Genomic DNA, 21,852 nt, shown 5'->3' on the forward strand with positions numbered 1-21,852 from the left:
AGTCCCCGCGTGAAATTCCCCCGCAAACTTGCCGCCCTGTCGGCATCGGCCGCCTGCCTCACCCTCGCCCTGAGTGGCTGCGGGGCGGATGCCCCCAAGAACGCCGGGCCCACCGGCGAAACAGGAAAGGAGCCGGTCACCCTCAGCCTCGCGACGTTCAACGAGTTCGGCTACGAGAACCTGCTCAAGGAATACGAGACCCTCAACCCCAACGTGACGATCCAGCACAAGAAGGCCGCCACCACGAACGAAGCGCGCGACAACCTGACCACGCGCCTGGCAGCGGGATCGGGCCTCTCGGACATCGAGGCCATCGAGGTCGACTGGCTGTCCGAACTCAAGGAGTACCCGGACCAGTTCGTGGATCTGAAGGATCCTGCCGTGGAAGGCCGCTGGCTGGACTGGAAGACCGAGGCAGCCACCACCCAGGACGGGCACCTCATCGGATACGGCACGGACTCCGGTCCCGAGGCTGTCTGCTACAACGGGGCACTCCTTGAAGCCGCCGGGATGCCGTCGGACCGCGAGTCTGTCGCCAAAATGCTGGGAACCACCTGGGACAGCTACTTCGACGCAGGCAAGAAGTTCGTTGCCGCAGGAACTGGCCCGGCATGGTTTGATTCCGCCGGTGCCATCTACCAGGGCATGAGCAACCAGATGTCGAAGGCCTACGAGAACGAGGCCGGCACGGTCATCGCCGCCGACAACCCGGAGGTCAAGGAGGTCTACACCAAGGTCCTGAACGCCTCGACGCAGGACAACCTCTCGGCGCACCTGGGCCAGTGGAGCAACGACTGGGTGGCCGGTTTCCAGTCCCAGAAGTTCGCCACGACCCTTTGCCCCGGCTGGATGCTCGGCGTCATTGAAGGCAACGCCGCCGGCGTCGAGGGCTGGGACGTCGCCAACGTCTTCCCGGGTGGCGGCGGCAACTGGGGCGGTTCCTACCTGACCGTCCCGTCGCAGGGCAAGAACCAGGCTGAGGCCAAGAAGCTCGCAGCCTGGCTGACCGCTCCGGAGCAGCAGATCAAGGCGTTCACCGCCAAGGGCACGTTCCCGAGCCAGGTTGAGGCGCTGACCAGTGAGGAACTGCTGGGCCAGACCAACGCGTTTTTCAATGACGCCCCCACCGGCAAGATCTTCGCAGAGCGTGCCAAGGCCGTGGGCGACTCCCCGTTCAAGGGGCCGAAGTTCTTCGCCATCAACGACGCCATGCAGCAGGCTCTTACCCGTGTTGACGTGGACAAGTCGGACGACGCCGAGTCCTCCTGGGCGAAGTTCCTCACGGCTGTGAAGTCGCTCTAAGCCATGTCAGTAACGGACCGGGTCAGGCCCCAAGGCCAATCAACTGACGAGGAAAAACCCGGCAACAGGGACGTCCGGCGGCTCGCGTTTTCGCAGCAGGTGTCGAAGTGGGACGTCAAGCTGTCGCCCTACCTCTACATCTCGCCGTTCTTCCTGCTGTTTGCACTCACGGGACTGTTTCCGCTGCTCTACACAGGCTGGGTGTCACTGCACAACTGGAACCTGATCGGCGGCCAGGGCAAGTTCATCGGTTTCGAGAACTTCGGTTTTGTCCTCGGGCAGCCGTACTTCTGGAACGCGGTGGGCAACACGCTGAGCATCTTCCTGCTCTCCTCCGTGCCGCAAGTGGTGCTGGCGCTGCTGATCGCAGCGGTGCTGGACGCCAACCTGCGGGCCAAGACGTTCTGGCGGATGGGGGTGCTGGTGCCCTTCGTTGTGGCTCCGGTGGCGGTTGGACTGATCTTCAACAACCTGTTTGCCGACCAGTTCGGACTCGTCAATGAATTCCTTGGCCTCCTGGGCCTCGACCCGGTCCGCTGGCATTCCGACCAGCTTGCCAGCTACTTTGCCATCGCCACGATGGTGAACTTCCGCTGGATCGGCTACAACGCACTGATCTTCCTCGCGGCCATGCAGGCCATCCCGCGCGACGTCTTCGAGGCGGCCACCATCGACGGCGCCGGCCGCGTCCGCCAGTTCCTGTCGGTGACGGTTCCGATGCTCCGGCCCACCGTGATTTTCGTAGCCATCACGTCCACCATCGGCGGGCTGCAGATCTTCGATGAGCCGCGGGTGTTTGACCAGTCCGGCCTCGGCGGCGCCGACCGGCAGTGGCAGACACTGACCATGTACATCTGGGAGCTTGGCTGGGGCCAGCGCAACTTTGGCAGGGCATCCGCGGTGGCGTGGCTGCTGTTCCTGATGATTGTGCTGATCGCCCTCGTGAATTTCCTTCTTACCCGGCGCATCGCCAACCAGGGAGGCCGCAAATGAGCTCCATCCCCATGATCCGACAGACCGCCGGGAAAGGGGCCGCAAAGGCAGCCGCTAAGCGCCCCAACCCGCGGGCGGGGAGGCCCCGCAACCGCGGCGGCGCCGGGGACATCCGGCGTCCCGGACCCCTGACCTACGGTGCCCTGGGCGCTGTCCTGCTGGCCTCCCTGTTCCCGCTGTACTGGTCCTTCCTAGTGGGCAGCCACGACAGCACTGCGCTGAGCCGGGGCATCCCGCTCCTTCCGGGCGGGAACTTCCTGGCCAACGCCGCGAAGGTCTTTGACAGCATTCCTTTCTGGAAGGCCATGGGCAACAGCATCCTGGTCTCCACCGTCACGTCCGCCTCCGTGGTGATCTTCTCGACCCTCGCCGGATTCGCGTTCGCCAAACTCCGCTTCCGCGGGAGCAAGGGGCTGCTGGTCTTCGTGATCGCCACCATGGCGGTACCCACGCAGCTCGGCGTGGTGCCGCTGTTCATCGTGATGGCCAAGCTGGGCTGGACCGGCACGCTCTGGGCCGTCATCATCCCCGGGATTGTCACGGCCTTCGGCGTGTTCTGGATGACGCAGTACCTCCGCGACGCCCTCCCGGATGAACTCATCGAGGCTGTCCGGATGGACGGTGCCTCCATGATCCAGGCCTTCTGGTACGTGGGATTCCCCGCCGCGCGGCCGGCCGCGGCCATGCTGGCGCTCTTCACGTTTGTCGCCACCTGGACCAACTTTTTCTGGCCCTTCATTGTGCTGGACCCCTCAAATCCGACCCTGCCAGTAGCGCTTCAGCTGCTGCAGGCCGCACACTTTGTGGACTACTCGGTGGTGCTGGCCGGTGCCGTACTGGCCACCATCCCGCTGCTGCTGCTCTTCATCGCGGCAGGGCGCCAACTCGTTTCAGGAATTATGCAAGGAGCAGTCAAAGGATGAGCACCACCCCGATTACATTCCCCGAAGGTTTTCTGTGGGGCGCGGCCACCGCTGCCTACCAGATCGAGGGAGCAGCACACACCGACGGCCGGCAGGACTCGATCTGGGATACCTTCGCGCGGCTGCCCGGCGCGGTGGCCGACGGACATAACGGTGACGAGGCATGCGACCACTACCGGCGCTACGTGGAGGACGTCACCCTCATGAAACACCTGAATATGAAGGCCTACCGCTTTTCCACGTCATGGGCGCGCTGCATGCCGGATGGCGTGACGCCGAACGCCGAAGGTATCCGCTTCTACTCCCGGCTGGTGGACGAGTTGTTGGACGCCGGAATCACACCGTGGCTGACCCTGTACCACTGGGACCTGCCCCAGGCGCTGGAGGACAACGGCGGCTGGACCAACCGGGACACCGCCTACCGCTTCGCGGAATACGCGGCCACCATTCATGCGGCGCTGGGGGACCGGGTCAGGATCTGGACCACCCTCAACGAACCGTGGTGCTCGGCGTTCCTGGGGTATGCCGCCGGAATCCACGCACCCGGAAGGCAGGACCCCCGGGCGGGACTGGCCGCCGCCCACCATCTGCTGCTCGGCCACGGACTGGCGGCCCGCGAACTGCGCCAACTTGACCCGGAGGCCACCCTGGGCATCACCTTGAACCTGACCGTCGCCGACCCCCGGGACCCGGCCAGCGACAGTGATCGCGACGCCGCCAGGCGGATCGACGGCCAGTTCAACAGGATCTTCCTTGACCCGGTGTTGAAGGGGGAATATCCGTCGGATCTCCTGGCGGACGTGGCGCACCTGGGTCTGGCCGAACGCATCCACGACGGCGACCTGGCGATCATCTCGACGCCGCTCGATCTGCTGGGCGTCAACTACTATCACGGGGAATCCGTCACCAAGGACCCGGCGGAGCACCCGGAGCCGGCAGGTGCGGAGGTGGCGGCGGTGCGCCCCGTCTCCTCCCCGTTTGTCGCCGCCGACGGCGCCCGCTCTGTTTCCCGCGGGCTGCCGGTTACCGGCATGGGCTGGGAGGTCCAGCCCGAGGGGCTGCGCCGGCTGCTCAACCGCCTGCAGCTCGAATACACTGGCCCCGCAGGCATCCCGGTATTCATTACGGAAAACGGGGCAGCCTACGATGACGTCCCGAATGAAGCCGGTTTCGTGGACGACCAGGACCGGATCGGGTTCTTCGCTGCCCACCTTCGCGCGGTGCATGACGCGATCCGAGACGGAGTTGACGTCCGCGGGTACCTCGCCTGGTCCTTGCTGGACAACTTCGAATGGTCCTTCGGCTATCACCAGCGCTTTGGCCTGGTCCGGGTGGACTACCGAACCCAGCTGCGCATCCCGAAGGCCAGCGCCCTCTGGTATTCCTCGGTGGCGGCGGAGAATGCAGTTCCGGCCGCCGGCACCCTCGCATCCGCTTCAGCGTCAGGTGTCGTATTGTCGGTGTAATGAAGGAACAGACGCGTCAGCTCGGCCGCCCTCCGGCAGGGCGGCCGAGCCCCACGCTTGAAGATCTTGCGACGGCGGCCGGGGTGTCCCGCTCCACGGCGTCCAGGGCGATCAACGGCGGCCTCAAAGTGAGCCCGCAAGCCCAGGCCGCCGTCGACGCCGCGATCGTCGCGTTGGGGTACACACCGAATCGTGCGGCGCGCAGTCTGGTGACCAAACGCACCGCATCGATTGCGTTGGTCATTCCGGAGCCGGATGCCCGGGTCATGATGGACCCCTTCTTCGCCGCCGTCATCACTGGCGTCAACGAGGCTCTCCGGGGGACAGACATGCAACTGGTGCTGCTGATGTCCCGCGCGGGTGACGACTCTGCAAGGACCATGCGCTATCTGCGCGGCGGCCACGTGGACGGTGCCATTGTGGTGTCCCACCACCGCGCCGACGACTGGGCGGAGACGCTCGCCAAGACTGGCCTCCCCACTGTCCTGATCGGCAGGCCGTGGGACACAGGGCTCGGCGTCCCGTTCGTGGACCTGGACAACTTCGAGGGCGGCCGTTTGGCGGCGCGGCATCTTGCCTCCATAGGACGCACCAACCTCGGAACCGTAGCCGGTCCGGCTGACATGACCGCCGCCGCGGACCGGCTGGAAGGGTGGAAGCAGGGACTGCGTGAGGCAGGCCTTCGTCCCGGACCAGTCAGCCACGGGGATTTCACGACGGCGGGCGGCGCCGACGCCGCCCGGAACCTGCTGGCCGAGGTGCCGGAGCTGGATGGGGTGTTCGCCGCATCGGACCTTATGGCGCTGGGCGTCATCGAGACGCTACGAAGCCTGGGCCGGGAGGTACCCCGGGATGTCGCCGTCGTAGGTTTCGATAACCACGGGCTCTCGGCCGGCAACGGCCTGGACCTGACCACAGTCACGCAGCCGATGGTGGATATGGCAGTCACGGCAGGCCAGCTCTTGGTCCGCCGAATTGAAGACCCCGAGACGTCAACGGAACCGGTCATCTATCCGGCGGAACTGGTGGTGCGGGCCAGCACCGCAGGCCTGCCCGCCCAAGCGTAGGGGGGCAGTTCCTGAAGGCCGAGGGCGTGCCATGAACCCGCCCGCCATCAAGGCACAATGGAAGGCATGACCCTTACGACCTTCGCCCTTGTCCGCCATGGCCAGACTGACTGGAATGCGCAGCGCAGGCTGCAGGGATCCACGGACATTCCGCTCAACGACGTCGGCCGCGGACAGGCGCGCGACGCCGCCGCCGCCCTGTCCGGCCACGAGTGGGACGCGATCGTATCTTCGCCGCTGAGCCGTGCCGCGGAAACCGCCAACCTGATTGCCGACGGGCTGGGCCTCAGCGTGGCCCGGCACGTGCCGGAGCTCACCGAGCTCAGCTTCGGGCCGGCGGAGGGCCTGCAGGCCGGCCCCGAACTTGAAGCCCTGCGCATCCCCGGCGGTTTCCGCGGCGCGGAAAGCGAAGACCAGGCAGCCAGCCGCGGGTTGGCCGCGCTGGAAGCACTGGCCGAAGAGTTCCGCGGCCGCCGCGTCCTGGTGGTTGCCCACGGGACGCTCATCCGCGTGAGCCTGAGCCGTGCCATCGGCCGCACGCTGCAAAGCGTCGACAACGCCGTACTCAACCTCGCCCACCACCACGCCGTTGACGGCTGGCAGCTGGAGTACTTCAACGGCGAACGGTTCGCAGCTCCAGTCGAGGCCTGAGCCGGGACTAGGGCTGGTAGTACTTTTCCGTCGGAGTGAATCCCACCCGGTCCACTTTCCGGTGGTAATGAACTCCAACCATGCCGCCCAGGACGGAGCCCAGCAGGGCTAACGCGGCGACGGCGATGGCCGCGACAATGCTGGCCGTGCCCAGCGGGCCCTCATTCACGGGCAGCCGAAGCAACTCGTCGAGCATCATCCGGACATTCAACTGGCCGCCGCCAACAATGCCCCCCACTATGGCAACGACGGCTGCAGCCGCAGCCACAATGACCGCCCACAGCCACACCATGAGTCCCTGGCCGACGCCGTTGAACCGCGCCATCCGTCCCGCGACGTAGCCGCCTGAAAAGTAGGCGAAGAGGGGGATCATGAGGAGCAGGGCAGCGCCGGTGACGCCGCCGGGCCAGGACCAAGCCTGCCCGGAGCCTGCGGCCATATCCGCTGCGGTCAGCAGGCCCGCCCGTGTGGAGGGCATGGCCAAAGCCGCCAGCAGAACGGCCATCGCGGTTGCAGTCAGCCAACCGAAGAAGGCCGCACCGATCTTGATGCCGCCGAACCGTTCCTCTTGCCTGGCAACCACCGTTTCGCGGGTGCTAGCTTCCGGAACTGCGGGGAGGGGAGCTTCTTCCTGGGCAGCGGTATCGTCGAAATAACCCGCGTCCTCGTCGTAGGGGACGGCACCGGAGTCAGGGAGAGGCTCGTCGTAGGGGACGGCACCGTCGGGGCCAACCTCGTCAGGTTCGTCGTCGCGTCCGTGCCGGCCATCAGGATCCGTTGCGCCACCCATCACGCGTCCCCGCTTTCAATGACCTAACGGTGGGTATGCCTTAAGGTAATCCCACTCCGGCGCGGTCCACGAGAGGCTTTGGGCCCGGCTTGGCTTCGCTGCAGAACAGGGACGCGCGCCGGGAGAGCGGCAAGCTTCACGCGGCCTGGCGGTTACCGTCCGGAAGGGACCGCGGCGGAGTGCTTGCCGACGCTCCGGTCCTGGCCGGGAGGCGGATGCCGTGGGCGACCTTGCTGTCACCGTGGAGGCGGACTCCGTGCCCTATCACGGCGCCCGCTCCGATCTTGGAGTGGCTGCCGATCCGGGCCCGGTGGCCGATCACCGCTCCCTGCCCCACGTACACAGCATCACCGATCACCACTTTGTGGCCGACCCGCGCACGCCGGTCGATCCAGCTGCCGCCGCCCACCCGGCATCCGGCCCCCACCTGGGCGCCGGCCTCCACATAGGCGGTTGGACTGATGAAGGACGACTCATCCACCTCGGCCCCACGGCCGATCAGGCCGCCGCCGTTGGGGTGCCGGTGGTAGCTGATGACCTTCCCGGCGTCGTCCTCGACTGTTTCGATTTTCCTGCTCATTACCTTCCCGTCAGTCCGCTGCTACCCATAACACCGGACAATCTTTTTAACGCCCGGTAAGCAGCAGGCATTCCTTTCACAAACACGGCATTCCGCCCGATTTTCGGAACATGTGGACCGGTTCCGTGGTTAATCAAAGAAAGGGCGCAGGCTTCCCACGAGGAGGTGTGTGGAGGCAACGACATGGTCTTCCACGGCAGCGATCCGGACAAGCTCGCGGGCAGGCTTGACGACGGCGTGGCGCTGCTGAGTTCTTCCGGTGCCACCCTGGTGCTCTTCACCGGACCGGATTGGGGGTCAACGCCGGTGCTCGGCCGCAACCGGAGCAAGGTGGCAGTCTTCAACGAAAACATCCGCGAGATCGCCTCCCGGCATAACGCCTTGATCGCCGATCTCTGGGGACTACGGGAACTCCGGGACCCGCGGATGTGGGACCGGGACAGGCTGCACTTGTCCCCGCCGGGTCACTATGCCGTGGCGATGAGGGTGCTCGATGCGCTTGGGGTCCGGCATCCGTTGCAGCCGCTGCAGGCGGGGGACCTGCCGCAGGGCGATTCGCTCCGCGCCAGGGCCGAGGACCTTGTGTGGGCCCGCACGTACCTGCTGCCAGCGCACGTTGGAGTGTCGCACCGTGAGTGTCGGTGCCCTGCAATAAACTCACCCAGTGGCAGATTCAAGCACCGATGGCAGTGCAAACATGGCGGTGATCCCGGTGCTGGAGGGTCAGACCTGCATTGGCGAGCTGCTTCCGGACGTCAAGGAAATGGTGGGAATGAGCTCGCCCGAAGGGGCGCTGCCCGACTTCAACGGATCACCAGACGGCCAGCTGACGCTCTTCTGACCGGCCGCCCGGTGCCGCGGCAGGGCGTCACGCCTGTCGCGTTACGCCCCGCTCACGGCTGCAGCGGGAGGAACAGTACGGTGTAAATCCCCAGCAGGGCGAGGACGACGACGCTCGCGGCCACCGCCGCCGTCGAACCTATGTGCGGCGGCATGGTCTCCTGCCTGATGCCCCGGACGGCCCGGTGGAACCGGCGTTTCTGGGTGAGATTGATGGCGAGTGCGGTGACGACGGCGCCGCCGACGAGCGTCCCGACGAACCAGCCGTGGTGGGGCATCCACCGCAGGAAGACGGACGCAGCGATCACCATGGACAGGGTGGTGCGGCTCCAGGCCAGGTCAGTGCGTTCCGGCTGGAGGCCGGAATCGCCGTGCCAGGCGGCATCGCCTCGGGAGGCCATGCTCAGGCCGGCCGGACGATCACGAAAACCACCATGATGGCCGCCACGAGGGCCCCGCCGATGGCCAGCACCGGGGCCATGAGCGGGAGCGGCATAGGCGTTTTTCGCCGCATGGCGCGTTCCACGTTCACCCACCGGAAGAACGAGCCGCCCCCGATCAGCAACGCCAGGACAAGCAGCAGGACCGAAATGGTCTTGCGCAGTTCGGGACCCAGGAGCTCGGCCATAAAAGCTTCGACCGCAACGCCCCCGGCTAGCAGGGCCAGCGACGTCCGGATCCACGCCAGGAACGTCCGCTCGTTCGCGAGGGTAAACCGCGGATCGGGCTCAGTGCCGCCACGAAGGATCCGGGACGTCAGCCGGCCCCTCGGATCCGGCGCTCCGGTGTTCGAATCTTCTGGCAACGTGAATCCCTCCGCGCGGCAGGTCGCAGCATGCTCCCTCTACTGCGTACCACGTTACCGCCCGCGGGTCAGGCTGCCCCCGACCAGTGCGGAACGGCCGGGGCCCGGCGGGCCGCGGCGTGCTTGCGGAAGCCGTCAACCGGGAACCGCCGGGTGTCGCAGGCCGCGGGGACGGGGGCAGGCGTCGCAGCAGCCGGTGCCTGGGCGGGTGCCGGGACCGAACTGCCGGCAGGGCAGAGGTCGCTGATCAGCCCCATTCCCGCGCACTCGCGGACCGCTTCGATGGCCGCCACCGCCGACGGCTTGTCGCGGTAGGCGCCTGACACGGCAAGCTCGGCTCCTTCCGGCGTCGTCAGCCGGAAGCGGTACTGCAACTCTGCATCGACGAAAACTTCAAACTTGCCGGCCATAACTAATCCTTCCGGTCTGCGGAGCCGGCCCGCCGGCAGCTTCGCCGCGAAACGGGCCGAACGCATCTCTGCGAACAACTTCCGCTGGTCTGGTCGAACGATCAGAATTGATCGGTTCATTAAGTGCTTCAAGTCTGTCGCGGCCCCTTGTAGGCTCACAAGACCGATCAAGTTAAGCCCACGTAAAATGCATGCAACGGATTGCCACTCGAGGGCCGTCGCATGTCCCGGCACAAACCGAGGAGCTCGCTATGACCACACTGTCGGATCGACCCAACACCGCCTTGCTGGTGATCGACGTCCAGAACGGGGTGGTGGCCGATGTGCACCAGCGCGACGCCGTCGTCGCCAACATCGCCACCCTCGTTGACAAAGCGCGGAGCGAAGGCGTCCCGATCGTCTGGGTCCAGCACTCGAGTGGGCAACTGGCGAAGGGAAGCGATGACTGGGAGCTCGTGCCGGAACTGCAGCGGCAGGAACCGGAACCGCTGGTGCACAAGTCGTTCGCGGACTCCTTCGAGGACACCGACCTGGAAGACGTGCTGGCCGGAGCAGCAGTCGGGCGCCTAGTGGTGACCGGCGCGCAGACGGATGAGTGCATCCGGTCCACCATCCACGGCGCCTTTGTCCGCGGCTACGACGTGACCCTCGTTGGTGACGCGCACACCACGGAGGACCAGAGCGAGTGGGGTGCCCCGCCGCCGGACAAGGTCATTGCGCACACCAACCTTTACTGGAAATACCACACGGCTCCCGGCCGCACCGCTGCGGTTGAGGACAGCAAGGATGTAACTTTCGCGGGCTGAGCCGGTCAATCCGGAAGAATAGGTCCCGGCAACAGGCCTCTTGGCGAGGCCGCGGGATCGAGTCTGGTGGAGCTGTGGTGGAAGTTGACGTCGTCGTGGTCGGCGGAGGGGCGATGGGATCCGCTGCCGCGTGGCAGCTTGCCCGCCGCGGCAGGTCCGTTGTCCTCCTGGAGCAGTTTGAACAGGGGCATCACATCGGCGCCTCCCACGGCGCGACCCGCAATTTCAACATGGCCTACGCCGAGCCCGACTACCTGGACCTGGTCACCGAGGCCAAGGACCTCTGGGACGAGCTCGAGGGTGCAACGGGCACGCAGCTCCTGGACCTCGTGGGCCTGGTGAACCACGGCAACGTCCGGCGGCTGCGGGACGTTCGTTCGTCGCACGCCGAACGGGGCATTGAGAGCCACTTCATTCCGGCGGCAGAGGCGGCGGAGCGCTGGCGGGGCATGAACTTCAGGGGTGACGTCCTGGTGGTGCCCGGCTCGGGACGGGTCCGCGCCGCCGACGCGCTGCTGGCGCTGCGCCAGGCCGCCGAGGCGCACGGCGCCCGCTTTGAATACTCGACGCCGGTCCGCGACATCCGCGTTGACGGCGACCGCGCCGTCGTGGTCATTGACTCCGGCGAGATCACCGCGCGCCGTGTGGTGGTCACCGCCGGCGCGTGGACCGGCAAGCTTCTCGGGAACCGGGTCACGCTGCCGGGGCTTGTGGTCACGCAGGAGCAGCCGGCACACTTCACGCCGCTGGACGACTCACTGGCCTGGCCCAGCTTCAACCACAACCCGGACCCGGATGATCCCCGCGACGCGTACTGGTACAGCCCCGTCTACGGAATGCTCACCCCGGGCGAGGGCATCAAAGCCGGCTGGCACGGCGTGGGGCCGGTGACGGACCCGGACGCGCGCAGCTTCACCCCCGAACCTGTCCAGCTTCAGGCGCTGGTGCGCTACGTCCGGGAGTGGCTGCCGGGCGTGGATGCGGAGTCGGCGGTTCCCATCAGTTGCACGTACACCAGCACCGCCAACGAGGACTTCGTGCTGGACCGTTTCGGTCCAGTGGTGGTGGGGGCCGGCTTCTCCGGCCACGGTTTCAAGTTCACACCGGCCATTGGCCGGATACTTGCAGACCTCGCCGACGGCGGGGGCTCACCCGCCCGCTTCACAGCCCGGCGCTAGGGTCGGGCCGCCGGGTGGCAGGACGGATTTCGCCGGAGCGGGTAGCGTAGGGTGACATGCGCAACGGTCGACTGGTTCCCTGCATCCTCGCGGTGCTGTCCGTCGTCGCCTTCTTTTTCCTGGGTATCGCCGCACCGGCAAGTGCCGAACCCTGCCCGGACAAGCAGGTTCCGGCTGCCGCGGGCGGGTTCTGCGTTTCCGGCGGCCCGCCTTCCCCGGCGCCCGCATCGGCGCCGACCGCCCCGGCCGGGCCAGCCAGCCCCGGACCCGCGCAGGGCGGTTCCGGCCCCGCAGACACCCAGCCCGTAGTTCCCGGTTCCGCCGCGGAAAACCTGCCGTCGCAGGAAAGTGTGGCCGGCCAGGGGACAGCGCCCGCCCCTTCAGCATCCGCCGGAACGCCGTCAGGTGCAGGCTTTGCCACGCCGGCTAAGGCGTCATCGCCGATGCCGTCCCGCTCAGCCCGGACATTGGCAGCCGCCCTGCCGGATTCCGGCAGGGCCGGGGCAGGGACCGTTCCACTTGCCGGATACCTGGTGGCCATCGGCGGCGGGATGCTCCTGCTCTCCGCCGCCTTCGGTTTCATGCGGTTCCGTCCCGCAGCCCGCTGACACTCAGGAAGGACAGTCATGACTACCGCAAACGCCGTTGACGAGCTCACGGGGATAGCCGGCTTCGCCGCCCGCGGCATCGATACGCTGGGGGAGTGGGGCGTGGGACTGTTCACCTTCGCCGAAACCATCATCCCGCCCATCCCGAGCGAGGTCATCCTGCCGCTGGCGGGCTTCCTCACCAAGCAGGGAAGCATGAGCCTGGCCCTCGTGTTCCTCACCAGCACGCTCGGCGCCTACGCCGGTGCGCTGCTGCTGTACTGGATTGGCGCGAAGCTTGGCCTGGAGCGTGCCATCCGCGGGCTGTCCCGGCTTCCGCTGATGGACCGCGAGGACTTCGAGAAAGCCGCCGACTGGTTCCAGCGCCACGGCAAATCGGCGGTGTTCTTCGGCCGGTTCCTGCCCGGGGTGCGCAGCCTGATTTCCCTGCCCGCCGGCGCGGAGAAAATGAACCTGGCCACGTTCAGCATCTTTACGATTGCCGGGAGCGGGCTCTGGAATGCCCTGTTGATCGGTCTCGGTGTGCTCCTCGGAGCGCAGTACCACCTCATCGAGGAGTACTCCAAATACCTCAATTACGCCGTCTACGCCGCGCTTGCAGCCCTGATTGCCTGGGTTTCGATCAGGGCGTACCGGCGGCAGCGCGAACGCGTGGACCAGAACCAGCGCTGAGGGAGTTTCGTCAGGCTGTGGAGCCGCGAACCACCAAGGAGCTTTCCAGTGTCACCTGGGGCTGCTCCAGCGGGCGGCCCTCCATGAGGGAGCGCAACTGCTCGCCGGCCTTGAGCCCGAGGGGCGTGGCCGGCAGGTGAACGCTTGTCAGGCCCGGATTGCTGGTCGCGGAGTACGGCAGGTCATCGAATCCCGCCACCGCCAATTCTTCGGGGATCCGCACTCCCGCAACACGGGCTTCCTGCAGCACGCCGTAGGCGTGCGTATCGGTACCGCAGACGACGGCGGTGACCCCGTTCCGCTGCCACTGCGGCCATGCCCGGACGAACGCCGCGGCCGCGGTCCCGACGTCGATGGTGGTGCTGATGATGCATTCGGGCGGCACTGAAATCCCGCGCGCCGCTGCTTCCTCGAGGAACGCGGTGCGCCGAACGTCGAAGGTGGCCGTGCCCGTCACGCTGTCCACGTAAGCCGCGCATTTGTGCCCCGCAGCGGCCAGGTGCGCCGCCAGCTCCCGGGCGCCGTGCGCCACGTCGAGGTTCACCGACGGGGCGTAGGCTTCCAGACCGGGAGCGTCGAGCAGCACCAGCGGGCCCGCAGCCGACAGTTCCTCCAGGAATTCGGCGTCCGGGGCGTCCACCAGCAGCCCTGCGGGCCGCAGCGCCATCAGCTTCCGGACGTCATCGGCCTGCGGAAACTCTCCGGCCTCCGTGACGGACAGGAGCAGCTGGTAGTCGGCGCCCAGGGATTCGCGCACACCGGTGATCACCTTGGCGAAGAACGGGTTGGAGATGTCCGGCGCCACAAGGATGACGATCGAGCTCACGCCCTTGGCCAGGGAGCTGCCGATGCCGTCCACCACATAGCCCAGTTCGGAGATGGCGTCCCGCACCCGCGAAATGTTGTCCTCCGACACGCGGCCGCGGGTCTTGCCGTTGGCCACCAGGGAAACGGTGGCCGTGGAAACCCCCGCGCGGGCGGCAACCATGGCCGCCGTGACCCGCGGCGCGGCGGCCTTGGGTCCCGTGCCCGGTGAATGCTGTACGTGGTGCGCGGAATCCATACCCTCGATCGTAGTGGGCCCGGTGCATGCCTGCGCCGTTCCACGCGAGACTCCTTGCCGTGCAAGGCGTCAAGCGCTTAACGGAATTCACGTTAAGCGCTTGACGTAAGTACCGCGGAGCTGTCATGATCTCCCTGTTTGCTTTTGCACCCTGCCTCCGGGCGGGCCCCCAACGACGTGGAGATAGACGTGGACCCCAACCCCGTGACCCCTGCCCGCAAGAAGATCATCCTGGACTGCGACCCCGGGCATGACGACGCCGTGGCCATGCTGCTGGCGCACGGCAACCCCGATATCGAACTGCTTGCCGTCACCACGGTGGTGGGCAACCAGACCCTCGAGAAGGTCACCCGCAACGCCTTGTCCGTCGGCACGATCGCCGGCATCACGGGCGTCCCCTTCGCCGCCGGCTGCGGCCGCCCGCTGGTGCGCACCATCGAAACCGCGCCGGACATCCACGGCGAATCCGGCATGGACGGCCCCGCCCAGCCCGAGTCCGCCATCGAGTTGGACACGCGCCACGCCGTCGACCTCATCATTGACATTGTTATGGCGCACGAGCCCGGCACCGTGACCCTGGTCCCCACCGCCGGCCTCACCAACATCGCCATGGCGGCCCGCAAGGAACCGCGCATCGTTGAACGCGTCAAGGAAGTGGTCCTGATGGGCGGCGGCTACCACGTGGGCAACTGGAGCGCCGTGGCGGAATTCAACATCATCATCGATCCTGAAGCCGCGCACATCGTGTTCAACGAGGCATGGCCCGTGGTGATGGTGGGCCTGGACCTCACCCACCAGGCGCTGGCCACCCCCGAAGTGGTGGAGAAGATCGCCGCCGTGGGAACCGGACCCGCCAGGTTCGTCATGGAACTGATGGAGTTCTTCACTAAGACCTACCAGGACGCCCAGGGCTTCGACCACCCGCCGGTCCACGACCCCTGCGCCGTGGCCTACGTGATCGATCCCAGCATTGTCACCACCCGCAAGGTCCCGGTGGACATCGAACTGCACGGCAGGCTGACCCTCGGGATGACCGTTGCAGACTTCCGTGCCCCGGCCCCGGCAGACTGCAACACCTCCGTTGCCGTCGACCTGGACCACGAAAGGTTCTGGGACCTCGTCACCGACGCCCTCATCCGGATCGGCGAACCCGCGCTCGCGGCACCGGCCGTCGTCTCAGTCGGCGCGGCAACCGGAGGGGTCAAGTAAATGACCACCCTCACCGAAACCAAGACCGCCCGCGGCAACGTGACCGCCCTGATGGTGGCCCTGCTGGCCGCCTGCGTGGCGTTCCAGCTCAATGCCTCCATGCTCAGCCCGGCCCTGGTGACCATGGGGAAGGAACTCAACACCGACCAGGCCGTCATCGGCCTGTCCCAGACCTGGTTCTTCACTGCGGCGGCGCTGTTTTCCCTCTTCCTGCCGCGCCTGAGCGACATCATCGGACGGAAGAAGATCCTGATCGGCATGATGCTGCTCATGGCCGTCGGCTCGGTCATCGCCGCGCTCGCCCCGGACGTCACGTGGCTCTTCGTAGGCCGCATCATCCAGGGCGTCAGCGGCCCCACAGTGCCGCTGTGCCTGATCATGCTGCGCTCCGCCGTCAGCAACCCTCGCAAATACGGCACGCTCATGGGCCTCATCACGGCGGTCAACGGCGGCGTGGCCGGCGTTGACTCCTTTGTGGGCGGCTACTTTGCCGAGCACTTCGGCTTCCGCAGCATCTTCTGGCTGATGGTGGTCCTGGCACTGGCGGCTACAGCGCTGATCGCGCTCCTGGCCGGCGAAAGCAAGCCCGCGGCCGGCACCACCATGGACTGGCTCGGCGTCTTCTTCATTGTTGTGGCCGTCGGCGCGCTGCTGACCGCCCTCAACGAGGGCTCCAAGCTGGTGGGCGGCTTCTCGGCGGGCACCATGATGCTGGCCGTCGGGCTGGTGGCCGTCGCCGCCCTCGCCTTTTACGCGTTCTGGACCGTGGAAAAGCGCTCCAAGCAGCCCATGGTGGAAACCGTCCACCTGCGCCAGCGCTCCACCTGGGCGCCCCTGCTGACCACCACGCTCACCATGACCGGAATCTTCGCCGTCATCAATGGCATCGTCCCCGCTTACGTGCAGGCGGCGGCTCCGGGCTTCGGAGTGGGTCCCACGGAAATGTCGCTGATCATCCTGACCCCGTACGCCCTGCTCGGCTGGGTGGTGGGCCCGCTCAGCGGCAGGCTGGCGCCGGTCCTTGGCTACACCAGGGTGCTGCGCATCGGGCTGCTGGGCAGTATCGCCGCGCTGGCCCTGATCGCCTTCTTCGGCCTGGGGAGCCTGCCGATGATGATCGCCGGTACGGTCTTGCTGGGCATCATGTACGCCGGTACGGTCAACATCATGCTGAACGGACTCGGAGTGGTGCTCTCGCCCGCCGGAAACCCGGGCTTCCTGCCGGGCATGAACGCAGGTGCCTTCAACCTCGGCGCCGGACTCAGCTTCCTGGTGCTGCCCGCCGTGCTGGTGGCAACCTCGGCCCTCGGCGACGCCAAGGCGTCGTACCTGACCGTCGTGGTGGTCGGCCTGGTCATCACCGTTGCCGCCTTCGGTGCATCGCTCCTGGTCCCCAAGCCGGTTGAAGCCGAGGTGACCGAATGAGCGCCGGACCGGAAGCGCACGGCCGGATCGTCGTCGTCGGCTCCCTGAACGCGGACCTGACCATCTATTGCGAACGGCTTCCGCTGCCGGGTGAGACGGTCCACGGCACCGGATTCGCGGTGAATCCGGGAGGCAAGAGCGCCAACCAGGCCGTGGCGGCAAGCCTGCTGGGCGGGGTAGTCAGCCTCGTCGGCGCCGTGGGGGACGACTCCAACGGCGAGATGCTCCTCTCCTCCACCGCCGGCGCCGGCGTGGACATCTCGCACGTGCGCACCTCGGAGTCCGCCGCCACGGGAGTCGCCGTGATCGCGGTGGACGCGCACGGCGAGAACAACATCATCATTTCCGCCGGTGCCAACGGAACCCTTGCTCCCGCCGACGTTGCGGCGTCAGCGGACGCGTTCGACGGCGCTTCCGTGGTGTGTCTCTGCCTCGAGGTCAGCCTGGACACCGTTGAAGCCGCCGCCCGGACAGGGCACGACGCCGGCGCGACAGTCCTGCTGAACCTCTCGCCTTACGGCGAGATCCCGCAGAGCCTGGCGGAGCTGGCCGACGTGCTGCTGGTCAACGCGCACGAGGCGTCGCTGTTCCTGGGGTCGGGTGAGATGCCCGGCGCCGAAGCGGACGACGCCGCGTGGGACCAGGTCCGGGAGCGCTTCGCCGAGCGCGGGTTGCGGCGGGTCCTGGTCACGTTGGGAGCCAGCGGCTCGGTGGTCCTGGACTCGCTGGTTTCGGGGACGGACCGTGTCACCCGGATCGCACCGGTCAAGGTTCATGCCGTGGACACCACGGGCGCCGGCGATGCGTTCACCGGAGCCGTGGCCGCACGGCTCGCCGCCGGACAGCCGCTGGCCGAAGCCGCTGCCTTCGCCTCCGTGGCGGCGGCACTCGCCGCCACCCGGAAGGGCACGCAGGCCGCCTACGCCGGCGTCGCGGATGTGGAGCGGATGCGGGGCCGGATGGCTTAGCTAGGAGTTGATTTCCTGGGGCAGTGCGGCCAGTTCCGCTAATTCGACGGCCGACGGCCGCTCGGCTGTGCTGGCAATCCGCATCGGGGCTCCCGTGTGCGCGGACGCGAGCACGGACTCCATTACTTCGAGCACGTGGAACGCCAGGGCCCCGCCGGCGCGGGGCTCGGCGCCCGCAGGTGTTGCCGCGATGTCCGCGATGCCGTAGCCGCGGCCCGAGTCGATGTATCCGGCGGAGACAGGGAGCGTTTCCCAAGATTCGCCGCCGAGCCGGAAGATCTGCACGTCGCCGTCGAAGTGGTTGGGGTCAGGAACGGAGAGCGAACCCTTCTCCCCGTGGATTTCGATATTGGGGGACTTGCTTTGCACGGCGTCGAAGCTCATGACCAGGGTCGAAAGGGCCCCCGACGCGTGGACCAGGACACCGGTGACGTGGGTGTCGATGTTCACTGGAACTACCTGTCCGGCACGCTCGCCGGAGCCGATGGTGCGCTCAGTGCGGGTGTGGCTGGCGGCGCCGATTACCGAGACGACGGGACCCAGTAGCGTCACGAGAGCGCTGACATAGTAGGGGCCCATGTCCAGAAGCGGTCCGCCACCGGGTTGGTAGTAGAAGTCCGGATTCGGGTGCCAGCGCTCGTGGCCGGGGGTGACCATAGTAGCCGTGGCTGCGATCGGGGAACCGATCAGGCCGTCGTCGATGGCCTTCCTTGCCGTCTGAATGCCGGTACCCAGCACTGTGTCCGGGGCGCAGCCGACCACAACGCCGGCTTCGCGGGCGGCGGTTATAACCTCCCGGGCTTCTTCGGTGGTGGCAGCGAGCGGTTTCTCGCCGTAAACGCTCTTGCCGGCAGCGATGGCCTTGAGCGCAACGTCGGCGTGGGCGGCGGGGATAGTGAGGTTTAGGACGAGGTCGATATCGTCGGCCGCAATCAGCTCATCGACCGAGACGGCCCGGACGCCTTCGTAGCTGTCTGCGACCTCCTGTGCGCGGGCGGTGTCGAGGTCTGCAACAGCCACCAGACGCACCTGCTCCAGCCTGCGGAAGCTGGCCAGGTACTGGGCCACGATCTTGCCGCAGCCAATGATTCCTACGTTCAACGGCTTGCCCACAGCAAACCCCTTTCAATGATGGTGCGGACGTTCTTGTCCTGCAGGACTTCGATGCGGTGGCCCGGAGTGCAAACGAAAATCTTGCCGTTGCCCCACTGGCGGGTCCAGATGGCAGGCGAGGTGACCTCCCGGTTCCAGGGATCCCATTCCCGGACCTTCTGAGTGGTGGTGGCTAGGACGTCGATGTAGTCGTCGCTGAGGACCCAGTATTGCTCCGTGACGAGGTCAAAGTCAGCGATGCCCTGCGTGATGGGGTGCTCGGCGGCAGCTGGCAGCATGTCCACCGTGTAAGGGACGTAGTTGTCCGACTGCTCGCCGGTCCGCTCGTCAGCGTGCTTGCCCGGATGGCAGGCGAACTGGCCGCCAATCAGGTGAAGGTAGTCCGAGTTATTGCGGTACGAATCGGCGATGCCGCCGTGCCAGCCTGCAAGGCCGGTGCCGTTTTCGACGGCGGCGCGGAGCCCCTCAAATTCATCCTTCTCGATGGTGGACATCGTCATGCACTGCACGATCAGGTCAACGCCGGCCATGTATTCCGTATCAGCGTAGATCTTGGGTGATTCCTCCACCCGGACGTCGTAGCCGTTGTCCTTAAGGTAGGGGATGAACAGCTCGGTGGCCTCCACCGGCTGGTGTCCGTCCCAGCCGCCGCGAACCACCAGCGCTGTTTTGTTGTTGCTTGTCATGGTTTCCTTCATTTCGGGGCGTATCAGTGTGAGTCGGTATCTGTTCTGTACTGCAGGTCAGCGGGTCGCAAAGGCGGCATCAAACGCGGCAGCGGGTGGTCGTATGGCGGCCAGGTCACGGACCATGTCCAGCGCCTGGGGAGCGCCCACCAGCCGGTCCATACCGGCGTCCTCCCATTCGATGCTGGTAGGTCCTTCGTAGCCGATGGCGTTGAGTGCCCTGAAGATCGGCTCCCAGCTAACGTCGCCGTGCCCGGCGGTGACGAAGTCCCACCCGCGACGGGGATCGGCCCACGGCAGGTGGGAGCCCAGCCGCCCGTTGCGGCCATTCAGTTGCCGGACGGATTCCTTCACGTGGACGTGGAAGATCTTGTCTGCGAAGTCCTGCAGGAACATGACCGGATCAAGGTCCTGCCAGATGAAATGGGAAGGATCGAAGTTCAGACCGAAGCCTTCCCTGTGTCCGATCGCGTCCAGTGTGCGCTTGGCGGTCCAGTAGTCGTATGCAATCTCTGAAGGGTGGACTTCAAGGGCGAACCGGACGCCCTCTTCGTCGAACACGTCCATGATTGGATTCCAGCGGTCGGCAAAGTCCTGGTACCCCCGCTCGATCATGGCGTCCGAGGCCGGCGGGAACATTGCGACGCATTTCCAAATGGAGGAGCCCGTGAATCCCGTGACCGTCTTCACCCCAAGCCTGGCGGCGGCGCGGGCCGTCGTCTTCATCGCCTCGGCCGCCCGCTGCCGCACCCCTTCCGGCTCACCATCGCCCCACACCGCAGGAGCCAGGATGTCCCGGTGGCGCTCATCGATGGGGTCGTCGCACACGGCCTGACCGGTGAGGTGGTTGGCAATGGCATGGACGCTGAGGTGATGCTTGTCCAGGACATCCAGTTTGGCCTGCAAGTAGGCGTCATCCTCCACAACGCGCTGCGGGTCCAGGTGATCGCCCCAACAGGCGATCTCCAAGCCGTCAAAGCCCCACTCGCCAGCCAGCCGTGCCACTTCTTCGAAGGGCAGGTCAGCCCATTGTCCGGTGAAGAGCGTGATGGGTCGGGTCATGATGGCTCCTTGTCGACGTTCTGCCAACGGCTTGAATTGTCCGCGCTCGCCTCGACGGCAGCCAGCACCTTTTGCACCTGCAAGGCATCAGCGAACGACGGCGAGGGCTGCTCGCCTGCGCCGATGGCAGTAACAAGGTCCACCACTTGGTGGGTGAATCCGTGCTCGTAACCGAGGCCATGCCCGGTGGGCCACCAGTTGGCGGTGTACGGGTGGGAGGGTTCGGTGACCATGATCTTCCGAAATCCGGCGTCCGGCTCCAACGCGGATTCGTAGAACTGCAGGGAGTTCATGTCCTCGAAGTCGAAAGCGATGGATCCTTTGGTGCCGTTCAGCTCCAGGCGCATCGCATTCTTGCGCCCCAGGGCAAAACGGGTGGCTTCGAAGATGCCGATGGGGCCGGCAGGGCTCCCGGGCACTGAGCCGGCGTCAGCGCCGTCGTCGTGCCTTGCCTCAAAACGTGCAGTGAACAGCGCGGCGTCGTCAACGGTTACTGGACCGCGGGGTCCATCGGAACCGCCGTGGCCGCCCAGCCCCACAAAGTCGCCGCCCACCGGGCGTTCCTTCACGAACGTCTCCAGCAGCGCGGAGACGCCGGTGATGTTGAGCCCGGTGATCCATTGGGCAGCGTCGATGCTGTGGGCGCCGATGTCTCCCAGGGATCCGGATCCGGACTTGGACTTATCCAGTCGCCATGTCAGCGGCGCGTCGGCGTCGCTGAGCCAGTCCTGCAGGTACTGGGCACGGACGTGCCTGATCTCGCCCAAGCGACCGTCATCCACCATCCGCTTGGCGAGGGCCAGCGCAGGGGTGCGGCGGTAGCTGAAGCCGCACATGGACAGCACACCGCGCTCAGCCGCAGCTTGTGCCACGGCGGTCATCTTTTCCGCTTCTTCCACGGAGTTGGCCAATGGCTTTTCGCACAGGACGTGCTTGCCTGCTTCGAGCGCTGCGATAGCGATCTCCGCGTGCGTGTTGCCTGGGGTGCAGATGTCGATGAGGTCGATGTCGTCCCGCTCTATCAGGCGACGCCAATCGGTTTCCACTGAGTCCCAGCCGTACTTGCCGGCCGCCGCCCGGACGCTGACCTCATTCCGACCGGCCACGGCAGTGAGTTCCGGGGCAAGCGGAAGGTCGAAGAAGCGCGGTGCGGTGCGCCAGGCGTGGGAGTGGGCGGCACCCATGAAGGCATAGCCCACCATGCCCACGCGCAGGGGTTTGACTCTTGTCATCGG

The 21,852-nt window shown here is 66.5% G+C and carries 24 protein-coding genes and 1 pseudogene; 15 read left to right on the top strand and 10 right to left on the bottom strand.

The genetic code is table 11. From position 1 onward, the window contains the following. Positions 1–9 precede the first annotated feature (9 nt). From ACSQ12_RS00425 to ACSQ12_RS00450, 6 genes are read left to right on the top strand one after another with little or no spacing between them, the layout of a single operon-like run. Positions 10–1,302 carry an ABC transporter substrate-binding protein gene (locus ACSQ12_RS00425; RefSeq protein WP_390247610.1) on the top strand — a complete coding sequence of 431 codons (1,293 nt, stop codon included), beginning with the start codon at positions 10–12 and terminating at the stop codon, positions 1,300–1,302. 3 nt (positions 1,303–1,305) lie between these two features. Continuing rightward, a complete protein-coding gene (locus ACSQ12_RS00430; RefSeq protein WP_436063896.1) occupies positions 1,306–2,295 on the top strand; it encodes a carbohydrate ABC transporter permease in 990 nt (329 codons plus the stop codon). Then, positions 2,292–3,218 (top strand): carbohydrate ABC transporter permease, encoded by a 927-nt coding sequence (locus ACSQ12_RS00435; RefSeq protein ID WP_436063897.1) that lies wholly within the window; start codon positions 2,292–2,294, stop codon positions 3,216–3,218. Before ACSQ12_RS00430 ends, ACSQ12_RS00435 begins: the two co-directional genes overlap by 4 nt. Further along, positions 3,215–4,684 carry a GH1 family beta-glucosidase gene (locus ACSQ12_RS00440; protein WP_436063898.1) on the top strand — a complete coding sequence of 490 codons (1,470 nt, stop codon included), beginning with the start codon at positions 3,215–3,217 and terminating at the stop codon, positions 4,682–4,684. The genes ACSQ12_RS00435 and ACSQ12_RS00440 overlap by 4 nt, the downstream gene beginning before the upstream one ends. Then, positions 4,684–5,751, top strand: a complete 1,068-nt coding sequence (locus ACSQ12_RS00445) for a LacI family DNA-binding transcriptional regulator (RefSeq protein WP_436063899.1) — start codon at positions 4,684–4,686, stop codon at positions 5,749–5,751. The genes ACSQ12_RS00440 and ACSQ12_RS00445 overlap by 1 nt, the downstream gene beginning before the upstream one ends. 57 nt (positions 5,752–5,808) lie before the next feature. Further along, the gene (locus ACSQ12_RS00450) at positions 5,809–6,402 is read left to right on the top strand and encodes a histidine phosphatase family protein (protein WP_436063900.1); all 594 of its coding nucleotides are present in this window, start codon (positions 5,809–5,811) and stop codon (positions 6,400–6,402) included. 7 nt (positions 6,403–6,409) lie between these two features. Here ACSQ12_RS00450 and ACSQ12_RS00455 read toward each other — a convergent pair whose 3' ends face one another. Together ACSQ12_RS00455 and ACSQ12_RS00460 are read right to left on the bottom strand one after the other, a co-directional pair. After that, positions 6,410–7,192, bottom strand: coding sequence for a hypothetical protein (locus ACSQ12_RS00455; RefSeq protein WP_436066895.1), 783 nt, complete (start codon positions 7,190–7,192; stop codon positions 6,410–6,412). Between the two features lie 136 nt (positions 7,193–7,328). Beyond that, a complete protein-coding gene (locus tag ACSQ12_RS00460; protein WP_436063901.1) occupies positions 7,329–7,772 on the bottom strand; it encodes a DapH/DapD/GlmU-related protein in 444 nt (147 codons plus the stop codon). A gap of 183 nt (positions 7,773–7,955) precedes the next feature. Here ACSQ12_RS00460 and ACSQ12_RS00465 point away from each other — a divergent pair. Together ACSQ12_RS00465 and ACSQ12_RS00470 are read left to right on the top strand one after the other, a co-directional pair. Further along, a pseudogene (locus ACSQ12_RS00465) lies at positions 7,956–8,228 on the top strand (SGNH/GDSL hydrolase family protein); the annotation flags it as partial. A 208-nt stretch (positions 8,229–8,436) separates the two neighbouring features. Beyond that, positions 8,437–8,613, top strand: coding sequence for a hypothetical protein (locus ACSQ12_RS00470; protein WP_436067044.1), 177 nt, complete (start codon positions 8,437–8,439; stop codon positions 8,611–8,613). A gap of 52 nt (positions 8,614–8,665) precedes the next feature. On the opposite strand, the gene ACSQ12_RS00475 is transcribed toward ACSQ12_RS00470, so the two are convergent. The 3 genes from ACSQ12_RS00475 to ACSQ12_RS00485 all read right to left on the bottom strand — a co-directional run bounded on the left by ACSQ12_RS00475 (position 8,666) and on the right by ACSQ12_RS00485 (position 9,827). Next, positions 8,666–9,013 (bottom strand): DUF202 domain-containing protein, encoded by a 348-nt coding sequence (locus ACSQ12_RS00475; protein ID WP_436063902.1) that lies wholly within the window; start codon positions 9,011–9,013, stop codon positions 8,666–8,668. A gap of 2 nt (positions 9,014–9,015) precedes the next feature. Continuing rightward, a complete protein-coding gene (locus tag ACSQ12_RS00480; RefSeq protein ID WP_436063903.1) occupies positions 9,016–9,417 on the bottom strand; it encodes a YidH family protein in 402 nt (133 codons plus the stop codon). A 68-nt stretch (positions 9,418–9,485) separates the two neighbouring features. After that, positions 9,486–9,827, bottom strand: coding sequence for a YegP family protein (locus tag ACSQ12_RS00485; protein WP_436063904.1), 342 nt, complete (start codon positions 9,825–9,827; stop codon positions 9,486–9,488). A 251-nt stretch (positions 9,828–10,078) separates the two neighbouring features. On the opposite strand from ACSQ12_RS00485, the gene ACSQ12_RS00490 reads away from it, so the two are divergent. The 4 genes from ACSQ12_RS00490 (at position 10,079) to ACSQ12_RS00505 (ending at position 13,091) form a co-directional block, all read left to right on the top strand. Then, complete coding sequence (locus tag ACSQ12_RS00490) at positions 10,079–10,633, top strand: cysteine hydrolase family protein (RefSeq protein ID WP_436063905.1); 555 nt, start codon at positions 10,079–10,081, stop codon at positions 10,631–10,633. 77 nt (positions 10,634–10,710) lie between these two features. Continuing rightward, complete coding sequence (locus ACSQ12_RS00495) at positions 10,711–11,811, top strand: FAD-dependent oxidoreductase (RefSeq protein WP_436066896.1); 1,101 nt, start codon at positions 10,711–10,713, stop codon at positions 11,809–11,811. A 56-nt stretch (positions 11,812–11,867) separates the two neighbouring features. Continuing rightward, positions 11,868–12,419: a hypothetical protein gene (locus ACSQ12_RS00500; protein ID WP_436063906.1), complete on the top strand. Its 552-nt coding sequence runs from the start codon at positions 11,868–11,870 to the stop codon at positions 12,417–12,419. A gap of 18 nt (positions 12,420–12,437) precedes the next feature. Next, entirely contained in the window at positions 12,438–13,091 is a 654-nt protein-coding gene (locus ACSQ12_RS00505; RefSeq protein ID WP_436063907.1) for a DedA family protein, read from the top strand. Positions 13,092–13,101: 10 nt separating this feature from the next. Here the strand turns inward: ACSQ12_RS00505 and ACSQ12_RS00510 are convergent, their stop codons facing one another. Further along, positions 13,102–14,079 carry a LacI family DNA-binding transcriptional regulator gene (locus ACSQ12_RS00510; protein ID WP_436066897.1) on the bottom strand — a complete coding sequence of 326 codons (978 nt, stop codon included), beginning with the start codon at positions 14,077–14,079 and terminating at the stop codon, positions 13,102–13,104. A gap of 252 nt (positions 14,080–14,331) precedes the next feature. Here ACSQ12_RS00510 and uriH point away from each other — a divergent pair, with 252 nt between their 5' ends. Genes uriH through ACSQ12_RS00525 form a run of 3 tightly spaced genes read left to right on the top strand, consistent with a single transcriptional unit; the run spans position 14,332 to position 17,756 of the window. Next, a complete protein-coding gene (gene uriH / locus ACSQ12_RS00515) occupies positions 14,332–15,363 on the top strand; it encodes a nucleoside hydrolase (RefSeq protein ID WP_436066898.1) in 1,032 nt (343 codons plus the stop codon). Beyond that, on the top strand, positions 15,364–16,788 hold the full coding sequence (uriT, locus tag ACSQ12_RS00520; RefSeq protein ID WP_436063908.1) for an MFS transporter: 1,425 nt from the start codon (positions 15,364–15,366) through the stop codon (positions 16,786–16,788). Further along, complete coding sequence (locus tag ACSQ12_RS00525) at positions 16,785–17,756, top strand: ribokinase (RefSeq protein ID WP_436063909.1); 972 nt, start codon at positions 16,785–16,787, stop codon at positions 17,754–17,756. Before uriT ends, ACSQ12_RS00525 begins: the two co-directional genes overlap by 4 nt. Here ACSQ12_RS00525 and ACSQ12_RS00530 read toward each other — a convergent pair whose 3' ends face one another. From ACSQ12_RS00530 to ACSQ12_RS00545, 4 genes are read right to left on the bottom strand one after another with little or no spacing between them, the layout of a single operon-like run. After that, a complete protein-coding gene (locus ACSQ12_RS00530; protein WP_436063910.1) occupies positions 17,757–18,869 on the bottom strand; it encodes a Gfo/Idh/MocA family protein in 1,113 nt (370 codons plus the stop codon). It lies immediately after the preceding gene. Further along, positions 18,854–19,555, bottom strand: a complete 702-nt coding sequence (locus tag ACSQ12_RS00535) for a ThuA domain-containing protein (protein ID WP_436063911.1) — start codon at positions 19,553–19,555, stop codon at positions 18,854–18,856. The genes ACSQ12_RS00530 and ACSQ12_RS00535 overlap by 16 nt, the downstream gene beginning before the upstream one ends. 57 nt (positions 19,556–19,612) lie before the next feature. Then, entirely contained in the window at positions 19,613–20,617 is a 1,005-nt protein-coding gene (locus tag ACSQ12_RS00540; RefSeq protein WP_209741738.1) for a sugar phosphate isomerase/epimerase family protein, read from the bottom strand. Beyond that, entirely contained in the window at positions 20,614–21,849 is a 1,236-nt protein-coding gene (locus ACSQ12_RS00545; protein WP_209741737.1) for a Gfo/Idh/MocA family protein, read from the bottom strand. Before ACSQ12_RS00545 ends, ACSQ12_RS00540 begins: the two co-directional genes overlap by 4 nt. Positions 21,850–21,852 lie beyond the last annotated feature (3 nt).

It is taken from the genome of Arthrobacter sp. LjRoot14 (genome assembly GCF_964253905.1).
In the GTDB taxonomy this organism is placed as follows: Bacteria; Actinomycetota; Actinomycetes; order Actinomycetales; family Micrococcaceae; genus Arthrobacter.